The following is a 14,021-nucleotide window of genomic DNA, read 5'->3' on the forward strand; positions in this document are numbered from 1 at the left end:
TGCCGATTGTATCGTGCAGTCAGGACGGCTAAGCCATCCATTGAGTGGGGAAGGAGGGTAGATTCACTTCTCTCTCTTTATAGACAAGCATTTTTATACCCGGTTCAGGTTTAGAATTATGGTAAATTCAGGAAGTGGATAAAGAAGGGTACTTACTTTTGGACAATGTGTGCGAAAGAAAGAATTTATTTGTGAGGTTTGGTCGTTTACGTTTTGATTTTCAATATATCAGAACAAGTTTGTATTTTTGTAGACTATTAAAGGATACGATTATGTATTTATTGTTGATTAACAGTAATTTATAAATAAATGTCAAGCGATAACCATTCACAACCATCCATTATCAACCTGGATGGGATGTACGAAAATTATTTTTTGGATTATGCTTCCTATGTTATTTTGGAGCGTGCAATACCCACTATTGAAGATGGTCTCAAGCCGGTTCAGAGGCGGATTTTACATGCAATGAATGAGATTAATGATGGAAGATTCCATAAAGTGGCAAATATTATTGGCCAGACCATGCAATTTCATCCACATGGGGATGCTGCCATTGGGGATGCATTGGTGAAATTAGGACAAAGGGACTTCCTGATTGACCAACAGGGGAACTGGGGAAATATTGAGACAGGGGATAGTGCATCAGCACCCCGGTATATTGAAGCCAGGCTATCTAAGTTTGCCCTGGAAGTGGCATTTAATAAACATATTACAGAATGGCAGCTAAGTTATGACGGACGAAAAAAGGAGCCGATTAATTTACCTATGAAATTTCCCCTTTTATTGGCCCAAGGTGTGGAAGGAATCGCTGTAGGTTTGTCTACACGTATCTTACCACATAATTTCTGTGAACTCATAAAAGCTTCCATAAAAGTACTCAAGGAAAAGAATTTTGTAATATATCCGGATTTCCAGACTGGAGGATTAATGGATATTTCTGAGTATCAATGGGGTGAACGAGGAGGAAAGGTGAAAGTTCGGGCAAAAATTGAAAAAGAGGATAAGAATACACTGGTCATCCGCGAAATACCTTTTAGCACAACTACGACTTCTCTGATAGATAGTATCCTAAAAGCAAATGACAAAGGTAAAATCAACATTAAAAAAATTACGGATAATACGGCTAAGAATGTAGAGTTGGTAATTGATTTGGCTTCCGGGGTTTCACCGGAGCTGACAATAGAAGCGCTATATGCGTTTACAAATTGTGAAATGTCGATTTCTACAAATGCTTGTGTGATAGTTGACAACAAGCCTATGTTCCTTGATGTGAAGGAGATTCTTAAACGGTCTACTGATCACACAAAATCTTTGATCCGGGCAGAATTGCTCATTGAAGAACGTGATCTCCTCGATAAGTTGCACTTTGCTTCTCTGGAGAAAATTTTTATTGAGAACAGAGTATATCATGAAATTGAAGAGGCTGAAACCTGGGAGGAAGTACTTTCTATTATTGATACTGAAATGAGAAGGTATATAGCAGAACCGGATGAAGAGCTAGCACCGGGAGATAATAGATTACAGTTGGCACGTCCCTTTATAGAAGATGATATTTTGCGGTTGACAGAGATCAAGATCAAAAAGATATCAAAGTTCAATAAATTTAAAGCTGATGAAGCGATACAGAACCTCAGGGATGAATTGGATAAAGTACGCTTTAACCTGACACATTTGGTTGAATATTGTATATCTTATTTTGAATACCTTTTAAAGAAGTATGGAGATCAATTCCCCAGGAGAACAGAAATTTCCACTTTTGCAGATATACAGGTGCAACAAGTAGTAGCCAATAATGCCAAATTATATGTTAATTACAAGGAAGGGTTTATTGGATCCGGGTTGAAGAAAGATACCTTTATTCGGGAATGTTCGGATATTGATGATGTCATCGTTTTTCTTAGCAATGGTAAATTTATGGTAACCCGTATAGGGGAAAAAGTATTTGTTGGTAAGGATATTTTATATGCAGATATATGGCAAAAGGGTGATGAACGAACAACATATCATATGGCCTACTCAGATGGTGCATCCGGGAAAACGAGGGTCAAACGATTTCAGGTGAAAGCGATTACCAGGGATCGGGAATATGACCTTACCAAAGGTACGAAAGGTTCCAGGGTTTTATATTTCTCTGCACAACCCAATGGTGAATCCGAAATAATAAAGGTCACACTGTCCGCAAGCTCGAGAGCGCGTAAAAAAGTATTTGATTTTGATTTTGGTGATTTGGATATTAAAGGAAGGAGATCTATGGGTAATATCCTGACAAAATATACAGTACGGAAAATTGAATATAAATCAACCGGTGGTTCTACGCTTGAATCTCTAAAAGTATATATGGACAATGCCACCGGACAATTGAATATGGAAGAACGGGGGAGATTTGTAGGAGAGTTTGAAGGTGACGATCAGATTATTGTCATTTATGAAAATGGTAGTTACGAATTATTGGATTTCGACCCTAATCTGATATTGGAGATATCGAAGATTCATACCGTGAAACGGTTCGATCCTGAGGAGATTTGGAATGTAGTGTATTATGAAGGAGAGAAAAAATGGTCTTTAGTTAAACGCTTTCAAATTGAAACAAGTACGACAAGCCAGCGATTCCAATTTATTTCAGAACACAGGTCATCGAAATTATTAGTGGTTACTGATTGCTCAGAATCAGAATTGACATATCAGGATTCCTCTAAAGAAGAGCAGAAGATTTTATTATCCGAGTTTATAGATGTAAAGGGATGGAAGGCCCTGGGAAATAAATTGGATGAAGGGAAAATAAAAGTGGTCTCAGTGGAAAAAATTGAATCGGAGGAAGAAAATCTGAAAACTGGGGATACCGTAGAATTGGATCCCGATAAAGGTCAGTCGGAACTGTTTTAGTTGGAATTTGAATATAAGTATTTGCCCGACTGGAAAGCCCTTCCTAGGATTCTTTTGGATTGGTATAAGAATAAAGGAATCGTGAGAATGAATTATTATTCGAGAATGCCACAATGTGAATCCCGACCATCTCAGTTGGAAAAGGCTTTGCTGGGGACAAATGGTTGTCCAATAGGCAACCCCAAGTACTAGTATTGGTTGTGCAATTTATATATTCGTGGTCCTTTATAGCTTTAGTGTACAGTGGCTTCATAATTAATTATATAGAAAATATTTGTAGAATGGATTTTAAGATTTCTTTGGGTAGGACCATAGTATTGGTTAAAGATTATGATGAGGCATATAATTTTTACCATAGAGTTTTCGGATGTCATAAAATCTATGACGATACTGCACCTGATGGACAAAGGTATCTACATGTTGGTTTTGGTGGAGTAGAAAATACTGGAATCTGGTTTCTCAAAGTATCATCAGATTCAGAAAGTAAGGTTGGTAATCAAACAGGGGGGGAACCTCTTTTGGTTTTATATACCGATGATATTTTCCCTTTATTTGACCATTTAATAGGAGAGGGGGTAGAGATTACAGAAGAGATTGTTATTAGTCCTAAGTCAAAATTCTTTCATTGCAGGGACTTATACGGAAATAGAATAGTAGTGGTGGAAGTAGCATGAAAACGGACATATTCACTTAAGATAATTTTGACTTTGATTTTGTGGAAGTAGCATGTAGGGTGCACTATACGGGGAGATTGGGACTTACGTATGTTGGAAGATGTGCCTCGGAAATCAAACCACACTGCTTTTTGAGTAACCACATAGAAACATATGCCAATAAGGGGCACAATGGTTGTTTGCGTTCATATCGCAGTGCTTATAACTTGTAGCTTGTTTCTTTTAGGAACCACATAGTGGATACCTAAATCGCGTATAGGCCAGTAGATATTGGCAGGCTTGTTCCATAGATCAATTTGTGGAGCTTCTCACACAAGAATGATGGCAGTCACTAATTAGCCTTAATAGCTTATCCCAGCGGATGCCGTTGGTATGAAATGTAGTACTAGCTCATGATGAATTAAATTTGTTTTAAATTTTTTTGTGTAACTAGTCGTAATTACGATGAAATCAAATGATTTTTCATTAGAGATCAGATTTCATTTTTTTGTACGTGGTACCACGTACAAAAAAATGAAATCAAGTGGGTAATTTTGGATTCATTTAAAGATTGTTCCTTGTCGTTCGCGAAGTGGTTGTCCCTTGCTTTTAGCGGGATCAACCCGCGCAAAAGGGTAGGGCTGTCAAAGATCTTTACATGATTTTTTAGTTATAACGATAACCTGCATGATTGACTTTTACTACTATCCATCTAATGTATTTTCAGAAGTTTACTCCCTGGTGAAAGGGAAAGTAAAACATGGCAACATATTATTAAGTGTCATTTGTTTGTTTGGTTGTTTTTCGGGTCATGTGACTGCTCAAACCACATTGAACGCTGATGGTAACTGGCACACGGTGAATTTTACCGGCGGTTATCAGGATTTCGCCGTGCCGAACACCTCCATCAAGTACATTCAATTTGAACTCAAAGGTGGGGATGGAGGCAATGCCCAGGTGAATTATGCGGTTATAAATTCGGATCTGGAAATAAATTATATACCTGTAGAAGTCCCAGGGGGAGAAGGTGCTAATGTGACGTTTGATTTAGACATTGAGAATAAACCCATTTCATCTTCCGTGAATGTGGGAGAAGTCCTACGTTTCATTGTAGGTGGGAAAGGCACATTAGGGGAATCCAATGCAGCTTTGGCTACCCTGGGATTTGAATTTGGTGGCGGTGGCGGCGGTACCGGGATACTTTTTAAGGATGATGGTCTTTCGAGTTATCAGGTAATCGGAGCAGCTGGTGGCGGAGGCGGTGCAGCCGTTTCTGTAATTCCAGATGTTGCGGAAATAAGGAATAACGGATACGGTGGAAGTGATAAGACTTCCGGCGTAAACGGAGGTGGAACGAATGGCGGGAAAGGTGGTGAAAATGGATCCGGAGGGACTGTTTCAGGAGCTGGCGGAGCAGGAGGGGGAGCTCTCACTGCCGGAGGTGGCCTGTATTGTATAGATGGTTTTTCGATTGGTGAAGGAGGAGCCGGTATATCCACCGGTGGTTACGGGGGCTCTGTTGAAAATTGTAGTGTTTCTTTGTCTGCTTGGAGAAACGGTGGATATGGTTTTGGCGGTGGAGGAGCTGGATCCGGCGGTGGTGGCGGTGGTGGCGGCTATTCCGGAGGTGGTTCCGGAGCTAATGAACAACAAGGCGGTGGTGGCGGAAGTTATGTAGGTTCCGGGCTAGGTCAAAAAAACGAAAAACGTATAGCAGGTAGGAGTACATTAAATTCGCAGAATGGATACATCAAATACCGTATTGAAGTGAATCAACCTCCGGTTGCCCAATGTAAAAATAATACGATATACCTTGACGCCCACGGCAATGCTACCTTATCAATAGATGATGTGGAGAATGGCAGTGCAGATAGTGATGGAAGTATTGTCGGGCGGGAGTTGAGTAAAACCACTTTTACCTGTGCGGATGTGGGGGAAAATACCATAACACTGACCGTGACTGATGACAATGGAGCTGAGGGACAATGTACAGCGACGGTAACGGTAGCAGATACTATAAAACCGAGTGTCGTATGCTCGGAGTATACACTCTATCTGGACTCGGAGGGCGAAGCTGTGCTGGAGTCATCGGATATTCACGGCGAGTCATCGGATGTGTGCGGTATAGCGTCAATGAGCGTGAGCAAGACCGATTTTACTTGTGCGGATGTGGGCGAAAATACCGTGACATTGACGGTGGAGGATAAAAGTGGCAATCAGTCCACTTGTACAGCGACGGTAACAGTAGTAGATACTATAAAACCGAATGTTACATGTACGGATTATACGCTCTATCTGAATGCTGCGGGTGAAGCCGTGTTGGCGGTGTCGGACATTGATGGAGAGGTTTCAGAAAATTGTGGATTAACGTCAGCAATGATAGATAAGACCAACTTTACTTGTGCAGATGTGGGCGATAATATCGTGACATTGACGTTGGAAGATAAAAGTGGTAATCAGGGCAGTTGTGAGGCGACGGTAACGGTAGTAGATACTATAAAACCGAATGTCGTATGTACGGATTATATACTCTATCTGGACTCGGAGGGAAAAGCGTTACTGGAGCCTTCAGATATTGATGGTGGGTCTTTTGATGCATGTGGTATAGCATCAATGAGTGTGAGCAAGACCAATTTTACTTGTACAGATGTAGGAGACCATACGGTAACACTGACCGTGACGGATAACAATGACAATAATTCAACCTGTACGGCTACGGTAACCGTAGTGGATAGTATAAAACCGGATGCCATATGCACGGATTATACACTCTATTTGAACGAGACGGGTGAAGCCGTATTGGCAACGTCGGACATAGATGGGGGGTCTTCGGATGCGTGCGGAACAGTATCAATGAGCGTGAGTAAGTCCGATTTTACCTGTGAGGATGTGGGAGAAAATACCGTGACATTGACCGTATCGGACAACAACGACAATGAATCTACTTGTATAGCTACGGTAACCGTAGTGGATGAAACTTCGCCTGTAGCGAAGACGAAAGGAATATCGGTTATGCTGGACAAGCAGGGTAGGGCAGTGATCACGCCTGAAATGATCGATAACGGAAGTTATGACAATTGTTCAATTGATGTTTATTCACTTGATCGATATGAGTTTGATTGCCGGGACCTTGGAGAAAACCGGATTTGGTTTTCGGTAACCGACGAGAGTGGTAATATGGATTCGGCTCTGGTCAATGTGCAGGTCGAAAGGTATATTCCGGAATTCGAGAATCAGTATGATGTGGGAGACGGTGATACATTACACGTAATAGATTGCCTGCCCTGGGATATATCGAGATACGACTTGAATTATGAAGAGATATCGGATTATGTGAATGTGAGGACCCATATGTACCGGGAAGAATTGCCGGAAGACGCGTCGCAGGGTATGTGGGGATTGTGGAAGTATGAATATATAGTTGAGGATGGATGTAGCCGGACCTATACGTTTGATTTCTACCTGGCACTATACGACCTGAAACCACCGGTTTACCGGTATTTTCCAAGGGATACTACTATATCCTCCTTGTATGACCTACCCCCCGTGGATGAAGAAGTTGAAATTCTGGATGTGTGCCAGTATACTGTATGGGATACGGTAATGACCTTCCCCGTCACGGATGAAATGACGGGAGATACGCTGTCCTTTGTCCGAAGGTGGATGGCAGAAGATGTGGTAGGTAATAAGTCTTACAAGGATCAAAATATCTTTATAAGTGGGCAGGATCAGATGGATTTTTACAATACGATTTTACTGAGAGTGGCAAAAGAAGAAGATGCAGCTGAAGCGCTTTTTGCTTCAGCTGCCGGCACGGATAGTATAGAAGTAAAACTATATCGCATCAATACTTCTGGTATGGTAAGGAATGCAGTAGACTCCATGTTGTCTGGAAACTGGAACGGGAGCAATGGGAATGTTTATTTTACACCGGAATCCGGGGGAATGTACAGGTTGAAAGTTGAAATTCCGGAAGGATATGTAGCAGAACACCCGGACTCGTTGTTTCAATTCAATGGATGGAGCGATACTATGTTGGTCTCCGGCGATGCAATTCTGGATGTGGGGACGGTTTACCTCACCGAAAGTGATACGAACCATATTACACCGCTCATTTTCGGAAATAAATCAGGGGCAAAATGGGGGGCAGGAGACGATGGAGTTACTTATCGGCTTTATCCCAACCCCACTCAGGGCCGTATCACCCTCGAATCTTCCACGGGAGGCGTATTAAAATACAGCGTAATAAACCGATTGGGCCAGGTGATCAGGACCGGTCGACTGGGGTCGGGGACTACATTGGACCTGGAAGGAAATCCTCCTGGAGTTTATTTTATCCGGTTGAATGCGGAAGAAGAATCTGGATCTAAAACTATGATAAAAATAGTGCTTACGAATTAGGAGGTATGAGTATAATAAAGACAGAGTCTTTTCTAAAATTCTATGTTTACTTATTGAGTTCAAGGGAGTGGCGAAGGTCGGTTCCCTTTTTTATAAAAAAGCCGGCCTTTGGGAATAAGGCCGGCGATGATTACGTAATGGTAGATTCTACATTATTGTATCTATTTAATTCTTTTGAATCATTAATTTTTAAGAACTTTTATAGTTTTTGAAGTTTTAATATCCTTTATAAAGTAAATTCCATTTTGTAATCCACTAAAGTTAATCCTATTTGTAGATTCGGTGGTTTTTATGATTTTACCCAATACATCATATACATCATAATCAGATATCTTATTAAGATTAAGTTGTTGATGGACCGGATTCGGCCAGGCAATAAGCCGTTTTTCTGCATTTGTTTGATTTAGCACAGGAGAACTAACGTCGAGCCCGTAGACGGTTACAGAGCCACTGACTTCATTTGCCACTACAAAGTAGGGTTGACCGGTAGGACTGTCATCCGCATGGATCCATTTGATGTCTTCGGGAGCTAAATCTCCGGCTATATTAAGACTGTCTTCAAGCGGAACATCAAAATTTCTGTTATTTATGTAATCAACGAACTCAAAATTGCTTGGAGAATTAATTTTATATATTACGATACCTCCCATTCTTTCGAGACCGACAAGAACGTATTTTTCTCCTTGGTATGCTCCAATGCAAATAGCTTCCGGTTCAGGGCCTTTATTGTCACTTCTGTTTTTCAGACTCTCGTTTTCCGTGTTATCGGAGTTAAAGTTCTCCGGAAAATATTCATATGTAATTTGTTCCAGATCTTCTCCACTGTCAAACACCTGGTTCCCGTAGGCATCAAATGCTGAAAAAGACCTGGCTCCATAGGAATATAAATATTCGTATTGTCCGTCTCCATCAATATCTCCCAAAGTAGTGGTTATATTTAGGCGATCGGATAATAGCTCTGATTTACCCGCAAAACTCGTTGGGTCTGGTTGGATATCCTCAACTCTTTCTTCTTCACTAAAACCATCATAGTCACGGGCATCGCCTTCATTAGCAGTAAGTATATATGGGTTTCCGTTCCAATCCATTACTTTGATGGCATCCGGAAGATACATGCCAAGTACAGGAGTAGGTGCGATATCTACAGATCCACTCCTGTCATCTGAATCTATTCCGTAATCCCTTTTAAATCCTATTGCTCCCAATTGACTGAGGTCTGAAACTCCTGCTCCATTTAGTCCAAAGTCATTATCATTGAGTACAAAATAAGTACTGTCGTTAATATAAGCTATTCCTTCGGGTTTGTCAGATGGGAAATAGCCAATATCAGGAAGATTAAGCATTTTTCTTTTGAAAACAGTATGAATTCCTGTACTCAATATTTGATCTGCAGTCATTTGTTCAAGCGTAAGTGTGTCTCCATCTATAATGGTAATGCTGTCAGAGACTGCCATTCCCAGAATATTGGTAGCTCCCCGGAGATCGATTTCATATACAAATTTTTTGCTACCCTGCATTCCTGGAATTCCACTATCCCTTTCCAATACCAGGAATTTACCATTGCCGGTATAAGAGGCATCACCGATTTTATCAACCCTGCTAACAGACAGTCCGTGGTTCCTGTTTTGCTCAAGTAAATAGACGTATTCACTTACGGGAATTCCGGAATTAGCGTCCAGTCCAATCATGCGGATTACATCAGATCGGTCTTTAACGGATGCATCAGGATTGTATATGGGCGTTTGTATGAAAGCATATACAATATTATTATCATAGTCAAATGCCAATCCTTCGAAGCCCCGGTTTGCTCTTTTGTTATTATATGCCGCCGGCAGCGTTTCTTCACCAATATAGCCCATAGTGTCATTCCAGGATGCACGTACTGCTGTCCCCGTTGGAATAAACCTTTCGATAAGCTTCCCATTGGGCTGGAATTTGTAAATGGCAGGTCTGTTTTCATCACACAACCAAAAGTTACCATCATTATCAATAATGACTCCCTCCATATCTCCACCCAGGGGATCGTAATCCAATTGGTGGTAGTTTACACTGTCTATAGTATAGTCGATATTCACATAAACGCTATCATCAGTCTGAGTTACTGGAACTTCATCCCAGTTGTTGAAATTTCCTTTTCCGGTAATTGGGTGGATCCCCGTGGTATCGGTAAGGTATATCCTTTCAGTCAGGGAGATTTCATTTGTAACAGTATTGAGTTCTAATTTTACAATTTGCCCCTGATAATCAGGTAGTTTGAACGGACGGAGGTTTTGGGTAGTTCCGGCAATATCTTTATTAATGGGCGCGTCATTGGGACCTCTGTCGGGGACGGTGTAAAATATCATAGAAGTATCAGCGGAATGTTTCGAGTCATAAAACAAAGCTGAAAAGCCTCCCAATTGGATTTTGGTACTATCATATTTTGTATGACCCAGTGTTGGCCAGGCTTCTAACTCATTGAGTGCCCAACTTCCAGTTAGTTCTGCTGATCCCAAATAATGGTCTTTATAGCCCAAAGGAAGGATATCCACTACTAATTGGTTAGGTATATTAATAACAGCAAAAGCATTATTTTCTTGAAGGGCCACATACGCCAGGGAGTCATTCCAAATGGATATATATTCCGGTTCCAAGTCTTGTGCTACTGTAGCATTTGGTCCAAAAATTCGAACACCCTTATTGATTAATTGCTGTTTTCTGTCATTAAATTCCTCGAAGGTTATATGATTGGCATGGGCATTTTCGACTCCTTCTGATAAGTCGATAATAGTTACACTCCCTACTGGGTCATTGTCATAGTCGTCGTTGGGTTCCCCTTCATTGGCTACTAATACTTTCAAACCATCATTTGAAAAAACAAGCATATCGGGTAAAGCTCCAGCAATTACATGATTAAGATACTGTCCTGCAGTGTCAAAGAAAACTACAGAACCAGGTTCTTGACGGGGATCTGCTTCAACAGCTACGGCTATCGTCCCGTTATGAACGTCAATACTATTGACTCCATTTCCATATTCGGAAAGGTCAATTTCCCAAAGTAATTCCAGGTTGGTTGGGTTTGAAAAATCAAGTGCAGTGATTGAGTTAGATTCTGCGTTTGAAAAAAATAGCCTCTGTGATCCCGGGTCATGACATACGATTTCAGCAGCTCCTTCATCAAAGGATCCGGTTGAATATGTGCCAACCTGCATCCATGACTGACCAAAGGAAGATTGTACAGCAAAAATGAGAATGAATGGTAGGAAGTAAATTTTTTTCATATTCTTTTTTACAAATATGAAAATGGCAAATCGAAATGTATTGATAATAAAATTAAGTTATCGTAAATTTTTTGTTGCTTAGAGGTAAACTGGACGATGTCTTTTATTGACGCTGACAGGATTGGAGAAATTGTTATATTTTTGCTAGTCACCAACTAAGAGGTAATTCACATGTGTTTTTTATCTTATGAACTATTATTGAAGGATTACTTTTAAATTAGTCATTTATGCATGTAAATTGTAAGTACGTATTTTTTATATTGATTTTTACAGGATTTTCTACAGCAGTGAGCGGACAGTTAAAGGTTCCATTCTCTACGGATTCTAATAGTTTAACAATTTACGATGGATCAGAATATGTACCTTTTTTTATTAAAGGCGTTAATTTGGGTGTGGCCGTACCCGGCACTTTCCCGGGAGAATTAGCGGCGACCCGTAAAGATTACGCTCGTTGGATACATCAGATAAAAGAAGCTGGCTTCAACTGCATACGGTTATATACCTTGCACTACCCCAGATTTTATGAAGTACTGGATTCTTTTAACCGTGAAAATCCGCAAAGTCCTTTACATTTTTTTCAGGGGATATGGTTGGAAGAAGAACTCGAAGGTTACGAGAATGACCTCTACTTTTTAACTTCAGCATTTAGGCATGAAATAGAAGATAATGTTAATTGTGTCTATGGAAATAATAATATAACCCAAAGACAAGGGAAAGCGTACGGTTTATATACAGCAGATGTTTCTCAATGGTGTTTGGGATATATTATAGGGCGGGAGATTTTTCCAGAAGAAGTGTTGGTTACAAATGAAGACAATTTGCAACTTTCAAGTTATTCAGGTAACCACTTTGCTATAGAAAACGCTTCTCCCTCTGAAGTGTGGGTTACTGAAATGCTTGATTTTTTAGTAGATTTTGAAAATAAAAATTATAATACACAACGTCCGGTCAGCGTGTCAAGTTGGCCGACATTGGATCCAATAGAGCACCCGGAAGAAGAGAACCAATATGAGGATTTGGCTAGTATTGATCTATCAAAAGTCGAAATACTAAATGCGCCAGCCGGTATGTTTATTAGTTATCACGCTTATCCATATTATCCGGATTTTATTAGTTTACAGTCTTCGTACCAGGAATTCCATGATGACTATGGACCCAATAGCTATTTGGGGTATCTCTCGGAACTAAAGATGCACTATGCCGGACTTCCATTAGTTATTGCGGAATATGGAGTTCCTTCCAGTTGGGCGAATGCCCATTTCTCCACCTCGGGAATGAACCAGGGTGGATTCGATGAATATCACCAGGGACTGACGAATATCCGGTTGCTTGAATCCATTTATAAAGCATCCTGTGCAGGAGGAATTCAATTTGCCTGGATTGACGAATGGTTCAAGCGTACCTGGATTACCGATCCTGTTGATTATATCCCATCGAGTAGGATATTGTGGCATAATAAGGCGAGTGCTGAACAGAATTATGGTTTGGTCTCTTTTGATCCTGTCAGTACCTTCGATACATTGGTTAATTATGAAAGTGGTTCGGATATTGAATATTTAAATGTAAGTGCCAATTTTGCATTTTTAGAGCTCGAACTTGGATTAAACGAACCAATGGATTTGCCTGGCGAAATATGGATAGCCTTGGATACGTATGATGAAACTGTTGGGGAGTCTATACTTCCCAATGGAGAGGAAGTTACGAATAGGTCTGAGTTCGCACTTAAGGTTACTAATTATGATGCTACGCTATTTATTACACAAGCGTATGATCTGTTTGGTATTTGGCATAACGTGTCTGAAGAAGATCAGTTGTACCGTTCGGTTGCCACTGACGGTAAGCCATGGAATATAGTACGTTTGAGAAATAATTACTTTTATTCTGATGTTCAGTATGTAGGTGATCTTCAGACTAATGTAGATTTTCAGCCCGGATCATCCAAAGATGCTGTTACTATTTCAGATAAAAAAATTAGTATACGGATTCCCTGGTCATATATTAATGTAGTAGCGCCGGACCAAATGCGGGTATTTCACGATAATAGAAATACTCCGGAAACAGAAAGTATTATTTCAGATGGTATTGCATTTTCTGTTATTTACAGGGGAGAAGAATTTTTATCAGAGAACAGATATCGATGGTCTTCCTGGCATACGGTAGATCCCCAAAATATAAAACAAAGGTTAAAAACCTCTTATCGGGTTGTGAAAGACCAATTAGTCCAATACAATACTTTACCTATTGCGGTACGGGATAGTTTTTTCCATACTGATCAGAATTCGTCCTTTATGGTAGGTGTCGGAGAAAGTATATTAAATAATGATTTTGACCTTGATGGAAATGTACCCATGATTAGCATTTTAGCAAAACAGGCTGAAATGGGGAAGGTGAATCTACGAAATGATGGTAGTTTTTCTTATTCACCGGAACCTGGCTTTTTAGGAGTGGATTCTTTTCAGTATTACGTATATGATGGTAGGACTTTGTCAAAGCCTTCTACGGTAATTTTGCGAGGAGATATGATGAGTTCTGCCAATGCTTCCATTGCCAAAGAATTGGTGGATATGAATATATTCCCCAACCCTGTAGGGCAGAACTTATACCTGAAATCAGAAAAAGACATAGTGTCCGTAAAGATCTTTAGTGGGGAAGGGAAGTTTATCAATTCATTTCGTCCGCACGGAAGAGATGTTAGGATAGATCTCAGCGGATATCCACCTGGGAATTACGTTTTGCTGGCAGAAATTGATAAGCAAATGGTATCAAAGTTATTTTTCAAACAATAGAAATTTTTTGGGGTTCAAGAGGATAGGGGCGTACTATT

General features: G+C 40.3%; 5 protein-coding genes. 4 read left to right on the top strand and 1 reads right to left on the bottom strand.

Annotated features, from left to right (window positions below; translation table 11 throughout):
- Positions 1 to 309 precede the first annotated feature (309 nt).
- The 3 genes from LVD47_RS18035 (at position 310) to LVD47_RS18045 (ending at position 7,937) form a co-directional block, all read left to right on the top strand.
- Positions 310 to 2,883 carry a DNA gyrase/topoisomerase IV subunit A gene (locus LVD47_RS18035; protein WP_236979415.1) on the top strand — a complete coding sequence of 858 codons (2,574 nt, stop codon included), beginning with the start codon at positions 310 to 312 and terminating at the stop codon, positions 2,881 to 2,883.
- Between the two features lie 281 nt (positions 2,884 to 3,164).
- Positions 3,165 to 3,557, top strand: coding sequence for a VOC family protein (locus LVD47_RS18040; protein WP_236979417.1), 393 nt, complete (start codon positions 3,165 to 3,167; stop codon positions 3,555 to 3,557).
- Between the two features lie 666 nt (positions 3,558 to 4,223).
- Positions 4,224 to 7,937, top strand: a complete 3,714-nt coding sequence (locus tag LVD47_RS18045; protein ID WP_255785285.1) for a T9SS type A sorting domain-containing protein — start codon at positions 4,224 to 4,226, stop codon at positions 7,935 to 7,937.
- 182 nt (positions 7,938 to 8,119) lie between these two features.
- Here the strand turns inward: LVD47_RS18045 and LVD47_RS18050 are convergent, their stop codons facing one another.
- Complete coding sequence (locus LVD47_RS18050) at positions 8,120 to 11,197, bottom strand: choice-of-anchor I domain-containing protein (protein WP_236979419.1); 3,078 nt, start codon at positions 11,195 to 11,197, stop codon at positions 8,120 to 8,122.
- A 227-nt stretch (positions 11,198 to 11,424) separates the two neighbouring features.
- Between LVD47_RS18050 and LVD47_RS18055 the strand changes: the two genes are divergently transcribed.
- Positions 11,425 to 13,983 (top strand): Ig-like domain-containing protein, encoded by a 2,559-nt coding sequence (locus tag LVD47_RS18055; RefSeq protein ID WP_236979420.1) that lies wholly within the window; start codon positions 11,425 to 11,427, stop codon positions 13,981 to 13,983.
- The last annotated feature ends 38 nt before the right edge of the window (positions 13,984 to 14,021 follow it).

It is taken from the genome of Membranihabitans maritimus (genome assembly GCF_021729145.1).
GTDB lineage: Bacteria > Bacteroidota > Bacteroidia > Chitinophagales > Saprospiraceae > Membranihabitans > Membranihabitans maritimus.

What these genes read in the sequence shown, in the direction of transcription:
- LVD47_RS18035 (WP_236979415.1), top strand. Translation starts at nt 310, where the DNA reads ATGTCAAGCGATAACCATTCACAACCATCCATTATCAACCTGGATGGG.
- LVD47_RS18045 (WP_255785285.1), top strand. Translation starts at nt 4,224, where the DNA reads ATGATTGACTTTTACTACTATCCATCTAATGTATTTTCAGAAGTTTAC.
- LVD47_RS18040 (WP_236979417.1), top strand. Translation starts at nt 3,165, where the DNA reads ATGGATTTTAAGATTTCTTTGGGTAGGACCATAGTATTGGTTAAAGAT.
- LVD47_RS18050 (WP_236979419.1), bottom strand. Translation starts at nt 11,197, where the DNA reads ATGAAAAAAATTTACTTCCTACCATTCATTCTCATTTTTGCTGTACAA.
- LVD47_RS18055 (WP_236979420.1), top strand. Translation starts at nt 11,425, where the DNA reads ATGCATGTAAATTGTAAGTACGTATTTTTTATATTGATTTTTACAGGA.